Annotated in this window: 15 protein-coding genes; 9 read left to right on the top strand and 6 right to left on the bottom strand. The window is 57.8% G+C overall.

Features of this window, described 5'->3' with window-relative positions:
• Window positions 1–64 precede the first annotated feature (64 nt).
• The gene (putA, locus tag AC2FJ5_RS10405) at window positions 65–3,466 is read left to right on the top strand and encodes a bifunctional proline dehydrogenase/L-glutamate gamma-semialdehyde dehydrogenase PutA (RefSeq protein ID WP_496793299.1); all 3,402 of its coding nucleotides are present in this window, start codon (window positions 65–67) and stop codon (window positions 3,464–3,466) included.
• Between the two features lie 42 nt (window positions 3,467–3,508).
• Window positions 3,509–4,252, top strand: a complete 744-nt coding sequence (locus AC2FJ5_RS10410; RefSeq protein ID WP_496708719.1) for a rhomboid family intramembrane serine protease — start codon at window positions 3,509–3,511, stop codon at window positions 4,250–4,252.
• On the opposite strand, the gene AC2FJ5_RS10415 is transcribed toward AC2FJ5_RS10410, so the two are convergent.
• Entirely contained in the window at window positions 4,217–5,059 is an 843-nt protein-coding gene (locus AC2FJ5_RS10415; protein ID WP_496793300.1) for an IclR family transcriptional regulator, read from the bottom strand. The genes AC2FJ5_RS10410 and AC2FJ5_RS10415 overlap by 36 nt on opposite strands.
• 189 nt (window positions 5,060–5,248) lie before the next feature.
• On the opposite strand from AC2FJ5_RS10415, the gene bhcA reads away from it, so the two are divergent.
• The 4 genes from bhcA to bhcD are packed head-to-tail and all read left to right on the top strand — an operon-like array spanning window position 5,249 to window position 9,591.
• Complete coding sequence (bhcA, locus tag AC2FJ5_RS10420) at window positions 5,249–6,439, top strand: L-aspartate--glyoxylate aminotransferase BhcA (RefSeq protein ID WP_496793301.1); 1,191 nt, start codon at window positions 5,249–5,251, stop codon at window positions 6,437–6,439.
• Between the two features lie 11 nt (window positions 6,440–6,450).
• A complete protein-coding gene (bhcB, locus tag AC2FJ5_RS10425) occupies window positions 6,451–7,422 on the top strand; it encodes a beta-hydroxyaspartate dehydratase BhcB (RefSeq protein WP_496694737.1) in 972 nt (323 codons plus the stop codon).
• 11 nt (window positions 7,423–7,433) lie between these two features.
• Window positions 7,434–8,597, top strand: coding sequence for a 3-hydroxy-D-aspartate aldolase BhcC (gene bhcC, locus AC2FJ5_RS10430; RefSeq protein ID WP_496793303.1), 1,164 nt, complete (start codon window positions 7,434–7,436; stop codon window positions 8,595–8,597).
• Window positions 8,598–8,610: 13 nt separating this feature from the next.
• Window positions 8,611–9,591, top strand: a complete 981-nt coding sequence (gene bhcD / locus AC2FJ5_RS10435; protein ID WP_496690987.1) for an iminosuccinate reductase BhcD — start codon at window positions 8,611–8,613, stop codon at window positions 9,589–9,591.
• 54 nt (window positions 9,592–9,645) lie between these two features.
• On the opposite strand, the gene AC2FJ5_RS10440 is transcribed toward bhcD, so the two are convergent.
• Window positions 9,646–10,431, bottom strand: coding sequence for an inositol monophosphatase family protein (locus tag AC2FJ5_RS10440; RefSeq protein WP_496793304.1), 786 nt, complete (start codon window positions 10,429–10,431; stop codon window positions 9,646–9,648).
• A 96-nt stretch (window positions 10,432–10,527) separates the two neighbouring features.
• On the bottom strand, window positions 10,528–11,433 hold the full coding sequence (locus AC2FJ5_RS10445; RefSeq protein WP_271949308.1) for a LysR family transcriptional regulator: 906 nt from the start codon (window positions 11,431–11,433) through the stop codon (window positions 10,528–10,530).
• A gap of 93 nt (window positions 11,434–11,526) precedes the next feature.
• Here AC2FJ5_RS10445 and metF point away from each other — a divergent pair, with 93 nt between their 5' ends.
• Entirely contained in the window at window positions 11,527–12,393 is an 867-nt protein-coding gene (gene metF, locus AC2FJ5_RS10450; protein WP_271949306.1) for a methylenetetrahydrofolate reductase [NAD(P)H], read from the top strand.
• A 199-nt stretch (window positions 12,394–12,592) separates the two neighbouring features.
• Entirely contained in the window at window positions 12,593–13,279 is a 687-nt protein-coding gene (locus AC2FJ5_RS10455; RefSeq protein WP_496690989.1) for a J domain-containing protein, read from the top strand.
• A 52-nt stretch (window positions 13,280–13,331) separates the two neighbouring features.
• Here the strand turns inward: AC2FJ5_RS10455 and AC2FJ5_RS10460 are convergent, their stop codons facing one another.
• Window positions 13,332–13,850: a YHS domain-containing (seleno)protein gene (locus AC2FJ5_RS10460; RefSeq protein WP_496689615.1), complete on the bottom strand. Its 519-nt coding sequence runs from the start codon at window positions 13,848–13,850 to the stop codon at window positions 13,332–13,334.
• Window positions 13,851–14,096: 246 nt separating this feature from the next.
• On the opposite strand from AC2FJ5_RS10460, the gene yghU reads away from it, so the two are divergent.
• Window positions 14,097–14,975, top strand: coding sequence for a glutathione-dependent disulfide-bond oxidoreductase (gene yghU / locus AC2FJ5_RS10465; RefSeq protein WP_271949300.1), 879 nt, complete (start codon window positions 14,097–14,099; stop codon window positions 14,973–14,975).
• Window positions 14,976–15,020: 45 nt separating this feature from the next.
• Here yghU and AC2FJ5_RS10470 read toward each other — a convergent pair whose 3' ends face one another.
• Both AC2FJ5_RS10470 and AC2FJ5_RS10475 read right to left on the bottom strand, forming a co-directional pair.
• Window positions 15,021–15,809, bottom strand: a complete 789-nt coding sequence (locus AC2FJ5_RS10470; protein ID WP_281972684.1) for an SseB family protein — start codon at window positions 15,807–15,809, stop codon at window positions 15,021–15,023.
• On the bottom strand, window positions 15,802–16,389 hold the full coding sequence (locus AC2FJ5_RS10475) for a uracil-DNA glycosylase family protein (RefSeq protein ID WP_282027571.1): 588 nt from the start codon (window positions 16,387–16,389) through the stop codon (window positions 15,802–15,804). The genes AC2FJ5_RS10470 and AC2FJ5_RS10475 overlap by 8 nt, the downstream gene beginning before the upstream one ends.
• Window positions 16,390–16,583 lie beyond the last annotated feature (194 nt).

Raw genomic sequence — 16,583 nt, forward strand, 5'->3', positions numbered from 1 at the left:
ATTAAAAAATACGGCAATCGTCCTGAGAAATCGACATTATATTCAACAAAAGCCTGGAGGATTCATGTCACACAGCCTGAGCACCCATATCGACAGCCAAACCTACGCTGATCAAACCGCCGTTCTCGACAATCTTATCGATCATGCCGCGCTGTCTGAAACTGATCGAGCCCAAATCTGTGCGGCAGCCGCCCAGCTTGTGCGTGATATTCGATCCAGTACATCGCCGGGCATGATGGAGGTGTTTCTGGCCGAATATGGCCTGTCCACCGATGAGGGCGTGGCGCTGATGTGTCTGGCCGAAGCGCTGCTGCGCGTGCCGGATGCCGACACGATCGATGCTCTGATCGAAGACAAGATCGCGCCGTCCGACTGGGGCAAGCATCTTGGGCAATCCTCCTCGCCGCTGGTGAATGCCTCGACCTGGGCGCTGATGCTGACCGGTAAAGTTCTCGACGACGGCAAGCCCTCGCCTGTCAGTGCCCTGCGTGGCGCGATCAAAAGACTGGGTGAACCGGTTATCCGCACGGCCGTCGGGCGCGCGATGAAGGAAATGGGTCGTCAGTTCGTGCTGGGCGAGACCATCCAGTCGGCCATGGAACGTGCCAGCGGGATGGAGGCCAAGGGCTATACCTATTCCTACGATATGCTGGGTGAAGCCGCACGGACCGAGGCCGACGCGGCCCGATATCATTTGTCTTATTCCCGTGCCATCACCGCCATTGCAGAGGCCTGCACCCATGATGACATTCGCGCCAATCCAGGCATCTCGGTAAAGCTGTCAGCGCTGCACCCTCGGTATGAGTTAGCACAGGAACAGCGTGTGATGGCCGAGCTTGTTCCCCGCCTGCGCGCCCTGTGCCTTTTGGCCAAAGCCGCTGGCATGGGCCTGAATATCGACGCCGAAGAGGCCGACCGCCTGTCGCTGTCCCTGCAGGTCATCGAAGCGGTGATGGCTGAACCTGCGCTGGCAGGATGGGACGGGTTCGGAATTGTGGTTCAGGCCTATGGTCCGCGTGCCGGAATCGCTCTGGACGCGCTCTATGGAATGGCCGAGCGCTATGACCGCAAACTGATGGTGCGGCTGGTCAAAGGCGCCTATTGGGATACCGAGATCAAGCGCGCTCAGGTAGAAGGCGTCGAGGGTTTTCCGGTGTTTACCAGCAAGGCCGTGACCGATGTTTCCTATATTGCTAATGCGCGAAAATTGCTGGGCATGACCGACCGGATTTATCCGCAGTTTGCCACCCATAACGCTCATACGGTCAGTGCAATTCTGCAGATGGCAACTGATCAGCCTTTCGAATTCCAGCGGCTGCACGGGATGGGGGAAACCCTGCACCATCTGGTTAAGGACGCAAACAAGACACGCTGCCGCATATATGCGCCTGTCGGGGCCCATCGTGACTTGCTGGCCTATCTGGTGCGGCGACTGCTTGAAAATGGTGCGAACTCTTCATTCGTGAACCAAATCGTGGATGATACTGTTCCCCCGGAGGAGGTTGCGGCCGATCCGTTTCTGACTCTCCTCGAACCGGCGCGCGCCATCCCAACCGGACCCGAACTGTATCAACCCGAGCGGCCCAATTCGCAGGGGTTTGACCTGCGGCACATTCCCACTTTGGACCGGGTCAATGCCGCGCGGGACGCGTTTCGAACGCATCACTGGTATGCGCGCCCGTTGTTGTCCGGCGATGCGCGGCCCGATGACGATCAGCCCATCGTCAACCCCGCACAGTCGCGGGATCGCCCCGGTGCCGTTGCCCCGGCCAGCGCACAGGATGTCGAGCTTGCTTTGACTGCAGCCACCCCCTGGCAGGTAGTGGCAGATCAACGCTCGCAGGTTCTGAATGCCGCCGCCGACCTTTACGAGACCCATTTCGGTGAGCTTTTCGCCCTGCTGGCCCGTGAGGCTGGTAAGTCCCTGCCCGATGCAGTCGCCGAACTGCGCGAGGCGGTAGATTTCCTGCGCTATTATGCGGCGAATATACCCGACGCAGAACCAGCGGGTGTGTTCACCTGTATCAGCCCGTGGAACTTTCCGCTGGCCATTTTCACCGGTCAAATATCCGCCGCTTTGGCCACTGGGAATGCGGTGTTGGCAAAGCCCGCACCGCAGACACCATTGATCGCGCATCGCGCCGTTGAATTGCTGCACGAGGCCGGAGTGCCACGCAGCGCGCTACAGTTGCTGCCGGGCGGTCCATCGGTGGGCGCAGCCCTGACCTCGGACCCGAGGGTGTCGGGAGTGGCCTTTACCGGCTCGACCGGGACCGCCCTGAAAATCCGTGCGGCCATGGCCGGAAACTTGCGGCCGGGAACGCCTCTGATCGCGGAAACTGGTGGCTTGAATGCGATGATCGTGGACAGCACCGCCCTGCCCGAACAGGCGGTTCAGTCGATCATCGAAAGCGCATTCCAATCAGCGGGACAAAGGTGCTCGGCGTTGCGCTGTCTTTATGTCCAAGAAGACATTGCCGATGATCTTCTGACCATGCTGACAGGGGCCATGGACGCGCTGCTGGTTGGCGATCCCTGGTTGATTTCAACCGATTGCGGCCCCGTGATCGACGAAGATGCCCGCCTTGGAATCGCTGATCACATCGCATTGGCACGGTCCGAAGGGCGTGTCCTGAAAGAGATGTCCGTCCCTGGTGACGGCACGTTCATCGCCCCAACCCTTATCGAAATCCCCGGCATTGCCGAGTTGGAGCGCGAGGTGTTTGGCCCCGTCCTGCATGTAGTGCGGTTCAATTCCTCGGAGTTGGATCAGATCATCGCCGATATCAACGCCACAGGATACGGGCTGACCTTTGGCCTACACACACGGATCGACGACCGCGTTCAGCACATCACCGAAGCTGTTCATGCCGGAAACATCTACGTCAATCGCAACCAGATCGGCGCCATAGTTGGATCGCAACCCTTTGGCGGCGAGGGCCTGTCGGGGACCGGCCCAAAGGCGGGCGGGCCGAACTACCTGACCCGTTTCTGCGCCCCGGACCGGAAGGTCAGTCCCGAGCAATGGTCCACCGATATGACCGATCTACCATTGCCAGAAGGAAAATCTGCTGAGATCAAAGCGCGGTTGCTGCCCGGTCCGACGGGTGAATCGAACCGCCTGAGTGAATTCTCACGCGCACCGCTATTGTGTATGGGCCCCGGAGTTGAAGCCGCACAAGCGCAGGCCAACGCGGTCAAAGCACTGGGCGGGCGGGCTATCACTGCTATCGGCGCGTTAGACCTGCACCGGCTTGAAAACCTGACTGGCCTCTCGGGCGTATTGTGGTGGGGCGACGATGCTACTGGTCAGGAAATCGAGCGTCATCTGTCCCGGCGTGCAGGCCCAATCATCCCTCTGATCCCCGGCCTGCCAGATCGCACCCGCGTTCTGGGAGAACGACATGTCTGTGTCGATACCACTGCTGCGGGTGGGAATGCCGCATTGCTGGGGGGTGCGGCCTAAACAGGCCTTGACGCTGGGCAGCCAACCGCCCAGCGTCGCACTATGTTTCCAATTCGTGACCATAACCCTTCGGGACGCACACCGTATGTCATCTATCTGTTGATGGCTGCAAATATCCTGATTTTCCTCAGCTATGCGGGAAGCATGGAGAACCAGCGACTGATCACCCAGCTGTATACCGACTATGCGGTGGTGCCCGCCCGGATTACGGACGGCTATACGCTTGAGACCCTTGTGACCTCGATGTTCCTGCATGGCGGCTGGATGCATCTGGCAGGAAACATGCTGTTCCTGTGGATCTTCGGCGACAACCTCGAAGACGAAATGGGCCACCTGCCCTTTCTGCTGTTCTATCTTGCCGCGGGTATCGGGGCCGGTCTGATCCACGTCGTCACAGCGCCACAATCTCTGGTTCCTACGATTGGTGCGTCTGGCGCAATAGCTGGCGTCATGGGTGGCTATTTGTTGATGTTCCCCAAAGCGCGCGTGGACATCCTGCTTGTTCTGGTGATCTATTTCCGTGTCTTCTCGATCCCGGCGTTTGTCATGCTAGGCGTGTGGCTGGGTATGCAGTTCATTGGGAGCCTGTCCAGCAACCCCGACGAGGGCGGCGTCGCCTATTGGGCCCATACCGGGGGCTTCCTTGTTGGTTTGCTCTTGTGCATACCCCTTTGGTTGCGGCGCGGCGCGAGTGACTATTGGAACCGCACCCATGGGCATCCGCCCCATCCAGAGCACGAATACAAGCTGTCACATTCCCGCATCCCCCGCATCCCGCGCCGGTAAGCGCCCACCGCTGAGCAAGGTAACCTCTTGCGCGGCGGCTTGTACCAATCGGCCCAATTCCGGCGCGCGTTCAGTGCTGAACCGGGCGGTAGGGCCAGATACGGAAATGCCCGCACAGGGTTCCCCCCGGTCGTTGAAGATGGCAGCACCGATGCATGACATCCCCTCGTATCGTTCCTCCCGATCATGCGACCACCCGCGGGCCCGGGTCTGATCCAGATCGCTTTGCAGTGCATCGCCGGGCACCAGTGTTTGAGGCGTGAAGACCTTTGTGTCCAACGTGCCCAGCGCTTTGATCAATGCAGCCTCGTTCAACGCGGCCAAGATCGCCTTACCGGTGCCCGAGGCATACATCGGTGTTCGCGCGCCCGGTGGAAAAAAGGCCCGGATCGGATTGGCCGTTTCGACCTGCCCCACAAACACCACTTCGGCCCCGTCCGGAACGGCCAGATTCGCCGTTTCGCCGCTATCCTGCATCAGCCGGCGTAAAATGGGCCTTCCGATTTCGATAACACCATTACGGCGTAGAAAGGACGCTCCGGTGCGATAAGTCTCGATCCCGATCATCCATTCTTGACGCTCTTCATCAAAGGCGACGAAACCGTGCTTCTGCAGCGTCACCAGAATTCGGTGTGTTGTGGCCGTGGGCACATCAACTTCGCGCGCCAAATCGCTGAGTGCTGCGCGTTCCAGACGGGCCACTGTGGTCAAAACGCTAAGCGCCCGATCCAGCGATTGCATGGTCCCGGCCGAGCTTTCCTTGAACAGCGATTTTGGTCTGCCGCGTGGCCTTTTCTGCGTTTCCATCCCAGGCATTTCCTTTCATCTGTCCAAAGTTTCTCGCGTCCGGATTTCTTGCATGTAAAAATGAAAAACGGAAAAGTTTAATATATCAGTAGCTTAATATTTATCTTCAATAAATGAAAATATTTTTCAAGAAAATTGCGTAATGCAGCTTTTTCCCGGACACTTATCTCCAAAGCAGAGGAACAAGCCATGTCGAACCAAAACCCGGTTTTCATTCCCGGCCCGACCAACATACCTGATAGATTGCGCCTGGCCATGCAGGTCCAGACGCAGGATCATCGCGCGCCGGACTTTGTCCAGACATTTGCACCCGTACTGGAAGACACCAAGAAGGTCTTTGATACCGTTGCGGCCCAGATCGTTACCTTTCCCGCCAGCGGCACAGGTGGATGGGAGGCTGCAATCACCAACACGCTCAGCCCCGGTGATAAGGTCCTGATTGCGCGCTATGGCGTTTTCAGCCACCGCTGGATTGATCTGTGCACACGTCACGGGCTTGACGTTCAGGTCATCGACTGCCCTTGGGGCAGCGGCGCTCCCGCTGACCAATTTCAGACGGTTCTGACTGGGGACAAAGCGCATGAAATTCGCGCCGTCCTGGTCACTCATAATGAGACGGCGACAGGGGTGCTTTCGGATATCGGGGCTGTAAGGCGGGCGATGGATGCCGCCAATCATCCGGCGCTTTTGATGGTGGACTGCGTCAGCTCTTTGGCCTCTGTACCGTTCGAGTTCGACCGCTGGGGCGTCGACATCGCGGTTTCGGGATCGCAGAAGGGATTCATGCTGGCCACTGGCATGGCCATCCTTTGCGTCAGCCAGAAAGCGCTGGACGCGATGGAAACCGCAGAGCTGCACCGGACCTTTTTCGATTTCCGGGATATGATGGCGGCCAATGCGACCGGAGGGTTTCCCTATACACCACCTCTGCAACTGATCTACGGGCTGCGTGAAAGCCTGAAGATGCTGTTTGAAGAAGGCTTACCGAATGTTTACGCCCGTCATCATCGGCTTGCCGAGGGCGTCCGGCGCGCCGTCGATGCTTGGGGGCTGGAACTGGTTGCTCAATCGCCAGACCTTTACTCGGACACGGTCAGCGCAATCTACGTGCCCGAAGGGTTCGACAGCAACATTCTGACCGACCATGCCTTTAACACCTACGGGATGTCCTTTGGTGTTGGCTTGGGCCAGTTGCACGGCAAGGCGTTCCGTATTGGGCATCTGGGCAGTCTGACAGATGCGATGGTCCTGTCCGGGCTCTGTACGATCGAGATGGCAATGGCCGATCTACGCTATCCGATCACGTTGGGCTCTGGCGTCGCCGCAGCCCAGGAACACTTTCGCGCCACACCCGGCAACCGAACCGAGGCCGCGGCGTAAGGAGAATGACAATGTTGGATCACCCCTCTGCCGCGGATCTGACGATCGAGGACATGCGTGTCGCGCATGATCGGATCAAACCGCATATCCGCCGAACTCCGGTCATGGTTTCGGACCACCTGAATGACCTGACCGGCGCGCAGCTGTTCTTCAAGTGCGAAAATTTCCAAGAAGCCGGGGCCTTTAAGGTGCGTGGGGCCTGCAACGCTGTATTCGGCCTTGCAGACCATTTGATGCCCAAGGGTGTCTGCACGCATTCCAGCGGCAACCACGCCTTGTCTTTGTCTTATGCGGCCGGCCGCCGCGGTATTCCGTGCAACGTGGTCATGCCGCGCACAGCCCCGCAGGCCAAGAAGGATGCAGTTCGCCGATATGGCGGTACAATCACCGAATGTGACCCTTCGACAAGCTCGCGCGAAGCAACATTTGCCGAGGTTCAGGCCCGAACCGGTGGCGAATTTGTTCACCCCTATAACGACCCGCGTGTGATTACCGGTCAGGCCACCTGCTCCGCCGAACTGCTGGAACAGACTGGTGGTATGGACGCCGTTATCGCGCCCATCGGCGGTGGCGGCATGATTTCAGGCACCTGTCTGACGGTTTCGAACCTTGCGCCCGAGACCGCAATTTATGCAGCGGAACCGGAACAGGCGGATGACGCTTACCGGTCCTTCAAGGCCGGTCATATCATCGCAGATGACGCCCCCAAGACAGTCGCGGATGGGCTGCTGGTGCCCCTGAAAGAAAACACCTGGCATTTCGTATCCAACCACGTGACCGATATTTTTACCGCCTCGGAAGAGGAAATCATCGAAGCTATGAAACTGACCTGGAAGCACCTGCGCGTGGTGATGGAGCCGTCTTCGGCGGTTCCTTTGGCAACCATTTTGAAGAACCCAGAGGTTTTCCGAGGCAAGCGCATTGGCGTCATCGTGACCGGTGGCAATGTAGACTTGGACAAACTGCCCTGGCTGAAAGGGTAAGGAGAAACAACATGAACAAGACCGTAAATTTTGAAGACCTCGAGGTCGGCTTCGACATCCCTGCCGCGATCGGCATGGACGAAAGCGAGATACAGACGCCTTGCCTGATCCTTGATCTGGACGCGCTAGAGAGCAACATCCGAAAGATGGGCGATTTCGCAAAGACCCATGGGATGCGCCATCGTGTTCATGGCAAGATGCACAAATCGGTCGATGTGGCCAAGCTGCAGGAACGGTTGGGCGGTTCGGTCGGCGTCTGCTGTCAGAAAGTGTCGGAAGCCGAGGTATTTGCCCGTGGCGGCATTACGGACATCCTTGTATCCAACCAGGTGCGCGACCCGGCCAAGATTGACCGACTGGCACGGCTGCCCAATTTCGGCGCGCGTATCATTGTCTGCGTGGACGATATCGACAATATCTCCGACCTGTCGGCTGCCGCTTCGCGTCACGGCACAGAACTGGAAGTGTTCATCGAGATCGACTGCGGCGCAGGGCGCTGTGGTGTAACCACGACACCGGCGGTCATCGAGATTGCCAAAGCTGTGCAAGCAGCGCCAAATCTGAAATTCACCGGCATTCAGGCCTATCAGGGTGCGATGCAACATCTCGACACCTATGAGGCCCGTAAAGAGAAGCTGGATGTTGCCATTGCAATGGTCAAAGACGCTGTCGCCGGGTTGAAAGCAGAAGGGATCGAGTGCGAACTGGTTTCGGGCGGCGGCACCGGTTCCTATTATTTCGAAAGTAACTCGGGCGTTTACAACGAATTGCAATGCGGCTCTTACGCCTTCATGGACGCGGATTATGGGCGGATTCTGGATCAGAACGGCCAGCGGATTGATCAGGGAGAATGGGAAAATGCGCTGTTCATCCTGACCAGCATCATGAGCCACGCCAAAGCAGACAAGGCCATCTGCGACGCCGGCCTCAAGGCGCAGTCGGTCGATAGCGGCCTGCCCTTTGTGTTCGGGCGTGATGATGTCGAATACCTCAAGTGCTCGGACGAGCATGGGGTTATCGGGGATCCAGACGGCGTACTGAAGGTCAATGACAAGCTGCGGTTGGTGCCGGGCCACTGTGACCCCACATGCAATGTCCATGATTGGTATGTGGGCGTACGGGGCGGCAAAGTCGAAGCCCTGTGGCCGGTCTCGGCCCGCGGGAAAGCCTATTGAGATGAGGGATGTTATGAAAAGCGACGGCCTGCTGATTGTAGGCGAAGATCTGTGTGAGAAACTGGTAGGACGCCAGCAGGCCTTTGACGCTGTACAAGCTGTGTTCGGTGCGATGGCTAAAGGTGGCGCGTGGAACTTTCCCGTTATCCGCGAGGCTTTGGGCCATGCCGACGCACTCTATGGGTTCAAATCGGGATTTGACCGCGACGGTCAGGTGCTGGGCCTCAAATCCGGTGGATACTGGCCGGGCAATGCGGCGAAGGGCCTGACCAACCACCAATCCACGGTGTTTCTGTTCGACCCCGATACCGGGCGATTGTCCGCGCTTGTCGGGGGCAATTACCTGACAGCGGTGCGCACAGCGGCCTCTTCGGCGGTTTCGATCGCGCATCTGGCGCGGCAAGACGCAAGAGTACTTGGCATGGTCGGGGCCGGACATCAGTCAACTTTCCAGCTGCGGGCGGCGGCGGAACAGCGCGACTTCGAAAAGGTCATTGCCTGGAACCCGCATCCCGACATGCTGCCCCGCCTTGCAGCTGTGGCCACTGAGGTTGGGTTGGAATTCGAGGCCGTCAGCCAACAGGAGCTGGGCGCACAGGCGGATGTGATCATCACCATCACCTCGGCTTTTGAGCCGCTCTTGATGAAAGACTGGATCAAGCCCGGCACGCATCTAGCTTGCATGGGCACCGACACCAAAGGCAAACAGGAGGTTGACGCGGATCTCGTCGCTGCGGCGACTGTCTTTACCGACGAGGTCGCCCAGTCCGTGACAATCGGCGAGGCCCAACATGCCATCAGCCTTGGCGCCTTGACCGAGGATGCAATCGCGCCCATCGGCGCCGTCATCAATGGCGACCACCCCGGTCGGACAAGCGACGATCAGATCACTCTGTTTGATGGAACCGGGGTCGGGTTGCAGGATCTTGCAGTCGCCTCAGTCGCTGCACGATTGGCTGAAGAGGCCGATCTAGCCCAGCGCGCGACCCTCTGAAACGAAAAAGCGCGCCTCAATCGGGCGCGCTTGCTTGACCTGTCTGTTGGTGGCTCAGCTCCGGATGACCTTGGAAAACTGATCAAAGATGGGCTCGTTGGAACAGATGACCTCGCCGTCCTCCAGCACGTTACCTTCCGGGTTCAAAGCCTGCACAAAGCCACCAGCCTCTTTCACGATGATGATCCCGGCGGCAACATCCCAGGCATTCAGACGGCGTTCCCAAAAGCCTTCATACCGGCCAGCAGCAACATAAGCCATGTCCAGCGCTGCTGCGCCCCACCGACGTACACCGGCGCAGACTGGCATCAGACGTGCCAGATCCTGCAGGGTCGCAGGCAAGTCAGACCGTCCGCCAAAAGGCAGCCCGGTCGAAAAGATCGACTCGATCATGCGGTGACGACCCGAAACGCGGATACGGGTGTCGTTCATCCATGCGCCTTCGCCATTTTCTGCAAAGAACATCTCGTCCTTGGCGGCGTCATAGATCACACCGGCAACAATTTTGCCTTTATGTTCCAACGCGATCGAGATCGCCCAGTGCGGCAGGCCGTGCAGAAAATTTGTGGTGCCATCCAGCGGATCCACAATCCAGCGGCGGGTGGGATCTTCGCCGGCAATCTCGCCGCCCTCTTCGGCCAGCCAGCCATAGGTCGGGCGCGCGCCAAGCAGTTCCTCTTTCAGGATCGCCTCGGCTGCAATGTCTGCCTTGGACACAAAATCCCCGGCGCCTTTCATCGACACCTGAAGGTTCTCGACTTCACGAAAATCCTTGACCAGTGAACGCCCCGCTTTGCGCGCGGCTTTGATCATGATGTTGAGGTTTGCACTGCCAACCATTGTCCAAAGGCTCCTGTCCGGTCAAACCGCGCGTATACTGGGGCAATGCGCCCTTGCCAAGAGGAATGATACGCATAGCAGACCCGCGTTTTGTGCCTATTGCTCCTGCAGCTTACGCGCCTCGGTTTTGGCCAGCTTGATCAGCTCTTGTACAAAGGGTTTCTCAAGGTCCTCGGTGCGCACTGCGGCGTACAGCCTGCGCGTAATTCCGTCTTTGGTCAGCGGGCGGGTAACATAGTCAGAATTATACTTCACCTCACGCACGACCCAGTCCGGCAGCACAGATATCCCCCGGTTCGACGCGACCAGCAATAGGATCACAGCGGTCAGCTCAACCTGCCGGATTGCGGCCGGTTCAACCCGCGCAGGGATCAGCAGCTGGCTGAATACATCCAACCGTGTACGTTCGACCGGATAGGTAATCAGGGTCTGGCCCCGAAAATCTTCGGCCTCAATGAACTCTTTCTGGGCAAGCGGGTGTGTCGAAGCCGCGACAAACACCGCGTCATAGTCAAAGAGTTCGATGAATTCGACACCGGGCAGATCTTCTGGGTCCGAGGAAACGACCAGATCGACCTCTTCTTTTTGCAAAGCCGGCAAGGCATCAAAGGCCAGGCCGGGCCGGATATCGACATCCACATCGCCCCAGGATTTACGAAAGGATTCCAGCACCGGGAACAGCCACTCAAAACAGGCGTGGCATTCAATGGCGATATGCATACGGCCCGTGCGCCCGTCGCGCAAAGAAGAGAACTCCTGCTGTGTCGCCTCGACCTGCGGCAGGATCTGCTCGGCCAGGCGTAACAGCCGCAAACCGGCCGCCGAAAGTTTCATCGGTTTGGACCGGCGCAAGAACAATTCGACCCCGGCCTGATCCTCTAGGCCTTTGATTTGATGGCTCAACGCGGATTGAGTGATGTTCAGTTGATCTGCGGCACGGGCAAGCCCGCCACATTCATGGATCGCCTTGATCGTACGCAGGTGGCGGAATTCGATATGCATTGCGTGGAACTCATGTTGTTCTTGAATAATATGAGTTTGTCTCACAATGCGTAAGCTGGCACAAGGGTCAGAGATTTCACCCGTGAGGCCGAGATGACAAGACCAGAAGTTTCATTTGAATTTTTCCCGCCACAGACACTTGAGGCTTCATTCCGCCTTTGGGATACGGTGCAAACACTGGCACCGCTTGAACCGCGCTTTGTTTCTGTCACGTATGGCGCGGGGGGCACCACGCGCGAGCTGACGCGCGATGCGGTGGCCACATTGCACAAGTCCTCTGGCCTGCCTGTTGCTGCACATCTGACTTGTGTGGATGCGTCACGTCAGGAAACACTGGAAATCGCAGATACCTTTGCTCGGGCGGGCGTGGAGAACATCGTCGCTTTGCGCGGCGATCCACCCAAGGGTCAGGATCGGTTCGCGCCGCACCCGGAAGGGTTCGCGGACTCGGTCGAATTGATCGAAGCGCTGGCAGAAACCGAGATGTTCAGCATCCGTGTTGGCGCCTATCCGGACAAACACCCGGAAGCACAGGATTTTGCCGCTGATATCGACTGGCTAAAGGCCAAGCTGGACGCGGGTGCCGACGAAGCGCTGACACAGTTCTTCTTTGAGGCCGAGACCTTTTTCCGCTTCCGCGATGCCTGTGAAAAGGCAGGGATCGACAAGCCCATCGTTCCGGGCATCCTGCCAATCGAAAACTGGAAAGGGGCGCGCAACTTTGCACGCAGATGCGGGACACATATTCCGGATTGGATCGAGAATGCCTTTGAGAAGGCCATTCGTGACGACCGCGAAGACCTGCTGGCCACCGCGTTGTGCACAGAACTTTGTTCAGACCTGATCGAGGGCGGAGTAGACAAGCTCCACTTTTACACCCTGAACCGGCCGGAACTGACCCGGGATGTGTGCTTTGCCCTTGGAGTCACACCAAAGGCCGAGCTTCAGAACGTCGCTTGATATCCGCTTGTTTCAGACTGTGCACCCGGGGCCAAAACCCCGGGTGTTTTTGTGGAACAAGTTGGGATTGCCCTGCCTAACAGGGGCCACTTGAACAATCCAACTGAAGCCTTATTCATTGTCGCGGTAAACCGTTCAATTCTGTTACAAATTTGACTTTAGCAGCCGCCCATTCATTGTGGGGCCGTATAGTTTGTTTATGAGTGAATTTAGTATGGAACCTTTTGACAAGGTTAGTGCCCGCGCCAATGCATTCGGCACACTTGGTCTGGCTCAAAGCGCCAGTTCAGATGACATTCGAGAAGCGTGGCGCGACATCGCATTCGAAGCCCACCCCGATAAGAATGGCGGAGACGGTGCGGCCTTGGCCAACGCCAAGGCGGCCTATGATTTGCTGCGCAGCGAGGGGCTGGCCGGGAAAGGTCTGGCGGGCTCGGCGGCGGGGAAACCACGCCGCCCCCGGTTGCGCAAACGCGTTATTCAGCTGGAAACCCAAGATATTGATGCCTGTCGTGCAATGTTGAATACGGCGCTGCCCCACTTGCAGGACTCCCCGGACACCCCAGTGGACAGTCAAGATGCGGATCGCCTGCAAGATGCTGACCACATTCCGGACGCTGTCGGCTTGCATGGCCGCAACCTGACTTATTTCATTTCCGCACCTGTCTGCGAAGGTGCTAACCGCGTCGCATTGCCGACGAGTGTTCTTGCTGGCACCAAGCGCGTCAAGACAGAGATTCTGAGCTTTCAGTCCAAAGATGCGGGCACGGGCGAAGTTGTCGTACCCGTTGCGCTTGCGACCAAGAAATTTCCGGGCGCCCGCAGCGTCCGGATCAGATTCAACGCCGACCAGCAAACGCAGGATGAGTACTGGTTGACCGGATGACAAACAAAAGCCCGGCAAATCAATGCCGGGCTTTGCATCCGTTGCAGAAATCTCAGTTTGCGACCGGGCCTTCGGAGGTAAACTTCGGGATCACGCTGCTGGAGGCCCCGTCGGCCTCGATGCCCGGCCAGTTTCCTTCAGCCAGATTGATATTGCCGGGAATATCTTCTTCAAAGAACCCGACAACCACATCAGTAATGTTCAGATACAGCTTGTCATCAACAATCCGCCACAGGTTCGGGTTCGCAGGCACCTTGCCGCCGCGTGACACGCCATAGGCGCAGTGACCGTCATATTGCGGCGCATAATAAGCAGGGTTTTCCAAGAACTTGTCCCGGTTCTCTTCGGTCGAGAATGCCCAGGTAACGCCGTTGTATTCGGCCGTAATATCTGACCTTCCGCGGACGGCTTCGGGCTGTGATTGACCGACAGCAACCTGATCCAGACTGCGATAGGCAACCACGTCATATCCTGACACCGCATAGCCGGTGCCGTCCACATACTGATCACCTGCAAGGGCAGGCATGGCAAATGCCAAGGTCGCAGCTAAGGTCCAGGCAAGTCGTTTCATAAGGGCGGTCCTTTTTTATTGGATGGGTGATCGGCCCGGAATACGGGGCTGTGCAGAGAATAGGTGATTCCTCGATCGAACGCAGTCCCGCTCGCGTCGCTGTGACATCGAATGAGAAAACGTGAAGTCTTTTGCACTGAATGTTACAAAATCTTCCCAACGGGCAGGGTTGGACTTTGCCCTTTGCAATATTAGCTGTTGCAGCGAACGGATAATTCACCCGAACTTTGCTGAGAAAGGCAAGAAATGAGCGAGCAATCGACCTATACGCCCCCGATGGTCTGGACATGGGACAGCCAAAACGGCGGACAATTCGCTAATATCAACCGCCCGATTGCGGGGGCAACTCATGACAAGGATTTGCCTGCTGGACGCCATCCTCTGCAGCTCTATTCGCTTGCCACTCCGAACGGGGTAAAAGTAACCGTCATGCTGGAAGAGCTTCTGGCGCTAGGCCATGAAGAGGCCGAGTATAACGCTTGGCTGATCAACATCGGCGAGGGAGATCAGTTTAGTTCGGGCTTTGTAGAGGCCAACCCGAACTCGAAGATCCCTGCCCTGTGGGATCGGTCCGGTGAAAAACCAGTGCGCGTGTTCGAAAGTGCCTCGATTCTGTTTCACCTAGCTGAAAGGTTCAACGCATTCCTACCCGAATCCGGGCCAGAACGGACAGAGGTGATGAACTGGGTTTTCTGGCAAATGGGCAGTGCACCATATCTGGGTGGCGGGTTTGGCCATTTCTACGCCTATGCGCCCGAGAAATGGGAATATCCCATCAACCGCTTTGCCATGGAAACCAAGCGGCAGCTGGATGTTCTGGATCGGGAGTTGTCCGAGAAAACCTATATCGCAGGCGAGGATTACTCTATCGCCGATATCGCGATCTGGCCCTGGTACGGACAACTGGTTCTTGGGCGCCTATACAGCGCAGCCGAGTTCCTGGACGTCGAATCCTACAAGAACGTTATGCGCTGGGCCAAGGAGATTGACGCCCGTCCCGCCGTGAAACGCGGTCGCATGGTCAATCGTGCCTTCGGCGAAAAGCATACACAGCTTCACGAACGCCACGAGGCCGGCGACTTTGAAACGCGTACACAGGACAAGCTGGAGCCGGCAGCCGAGTAAACAAACCGGGCTTCGCGGATCAATCTGCGAAGCCCCATTCTGCCATTACTTAAGCAAAGGCGGTTTGTCCGGATCGCGCCCAGGAGCGATATGCGCATTCACACGCGCCTCAGGCTGCGGCAGATCGTACCGCAAACCCACCCGCGCCAAAGACGCTGCGGCCGTGTCACTTGATTTGAAAAAACCTACGTCCATTGCCCCAGCTTCGACCCCGGAAAAGGTAAGCGCTTCGGATGCGGCCTTGGCCAGAGCTGCCTCTGCCCCTTCGACGGCATCGACAAAACCCAGCAAATGCCCGAACCCACCTTCAGCCGTTTTGGTGCTGACCAGATAGGCGGCTTGCGCCAACCCAATGGCCGTAGCCAGCTTGGCGTCCAAAGCTGTCAGCAGTTCGTCGGGCAACCCCGATGGAGCCAGGAACTCGGACAGGTGCTGTTGCACCTCTTCGGGACCATGCTGCAAAGTTTCCACCAACCAGCCCAATGCCTCGGGCGGGATCAACATCGAGGACGGGGCAACCTCAAGGTTCAACCCCAGCCCGATCCCCTGCCCCGACAACATAGACGATAAAACCCGCCCCGACAGCGCAACATAGGGCACCGGGCGGTCTGCGAAGCGGGCCAGCCGGTCTTCGCGATCGAATGCCAGCACAAAACGCCCGTCTGCCACATCGAACAATTCGGGCGAAATATTCTCGTTCTTTGCCTCTTCCGTCAGCATCAGGAACAGCTCACTGTCAGCCAGCCGTTCAAAGAAACGCAGACGGGCCGCATCATCCTGCGGAGCGGCCTCAGCCGCGGCATGGGCGGCGTCCAGAGCCGAAATCTCAGTCATTCAGAACCTCTTGCACCCGTGCACGCAAAACCGGCAACAGATCGGCTTCGAACCACGGATTTTTCTTCATCCATGCCGTATTCCGCCAGGACGGATGAGGCAAGGCAAAGACCCGCGGCGCATAGTCCCGCCAGTTGCGCACGGTTTCGGTGACTGACCCACGTGACTTCAGGTGATATCTATGGGCGTGCCCCCCGACAAGAATGGTCAACGGCACAGGCCCAAGATCCGCCATGACCCGATCATGCCAAGTCTGACCGCATACTGGCGGAGGAGGCAAATCCGCCTTGCGCGCATCATAGCCGGGAAAGCAAAACGCCATTGGAACGATCGAGACACGTGAACGGTCATAAAACAGCTCCTCATCAACACCCAACCACGCCCGAAGCCGATCACCGGAAGGGTCGGTAAAAGGGCGACCCGACGCATGCACTCGTGCCCCCGGAGCCTGACCACAGACCAAAATGGGCGTGTCTTTGCGGAACCAGACAATGGGTCTTGGTTCATGCGCGGTTTCGGTTGCCGCAAATCGGTCGGCACAAATACGGCAGGCCTCTATTTCTTTTTCGAGTGGGTTCATGAGATCGCAATCAGTGCCGCATCAGGTGGTTGGTGTTCTGAAAGCAAGATAGGTAACACACATCCAGACGCCAACAGATGCAAAAGTCACATCACCAAAAACGACCCCCGGAACGCATTGATCATTTGTTTCATAATTCGACATAATGTGGCCTATATGGCGCCGTAGAGATACCGTTCTTTCGCCGATCCGAA

The organism is Ruegeria sp. CDSA221, assembly GCF_059611825.1.

Excerpts from the sequence above, each read along its gene's own strand:
- putA (WP_496793299.1), top strand. The coding sequence starts at position 65 with ATGTCACACAGCCTGAGCACCCATATCGACAGCCAAACCTACGCTGAT.
- AC2FJ5_RS10410 (WP_496708719.1), top strand. The coding sequence starts at position 3,509 with ATGTTTCCAATTCGTGACCATAACCCTTCGGGACGCACACCGTATGTC.
- AC2FJ5_RS10415 (WP_496793300.1), bottom strand. The coding sequence starts at position 5,059 with ATGGAAACGCAGAAAAGGCCACGCGGCAGACCAAAATCGCTGTTCAAG.
- bhcA (WP_496793301.1), top strand. The coding sequence starts at position 5,249 with ATGTCGAACCAAAACCCGGTTTTCATTCCCGGCCCGACCAACATACCT.
- bhcB (WP_496694737.1), top strand. The coding sequence starts at position 6,451 with ATGTTGGATCACCCCTCTGCCGCGGATCTGACGATCGAGGACATGCGT.
- bhcC (WP_496793303.1), top strand. The coding sequence starts at position 7,434 with ATGAACAAGACCGTAAATTTTGAAGACCTCGAGGTCGGCTTCGACATC.
- bhcD (WP_496690987.1), top strand. The coding sequence starts at position 8,611 with ATGAAAAGCGACGGCCTGCTGATTGTAGGCGAAGATCTGTGTGAGAAA.
- AC2FJ5_RS10440 (WP_496793304.1), bottom strand. The coding sequence starts at position 10,431 with ATGGTTGGCAGTGCAAACCTCAACATCATGATCAAAGCCGCGCGCAAA.
- AC2FJ5_RS10445 (WP_271949308.1), bottom strand. The coding sequence starts at position 11,433 with ATGCATATCGAATTCCGCCACCTGCGTACGATCAAGGCGATCCATGAA.
- metF (WP_271949306.1), top strand. The coding sequence starts at position 11,527 with ATGACAAGACCAGAAGTTTCATTTGAATTTTTCCCGCCACAGACACTT.
- AC2FJ5_RS10455 (WP_496690989.1), top strand. The coding sequence starts at position 12,593 with ATGAGTGAATTTAGTATGGAACCTTTTGACAAGGTTAGTGCCCGCGCC.
- AC2FJ5_RS10460 (WP_496689615.1), bottom strand. The coding sequence starts at position 13,850 with ATGAAACGACTTGCCTGGACCTTAGCTGCGACCTTGGCATTTGCCATG.
- yghU (WP_271949300.1), top strand. The coding sequence starts at position 14,097 with ATGAGCGAGCAATCGACCTATACGCCCCCGATGGTCTGGACATGGGAC.
- AC2FJ5_RS10470 (WP_281972684.1), bottom strand. The coding sequence starts at position 15,809 with ATGACTGAGATTTCGGCTCTGGACGCCGCCCATGCCGCGGCTGAGGCC.
- AC2FJ5_RS10475 (WP_282027571.1), bottom strand. The coding sequence starts at position 16,389 with ATGAACCCACTCGAAAAAGAAATAGAGGCCTGCCGTATTTGTGCCGAC.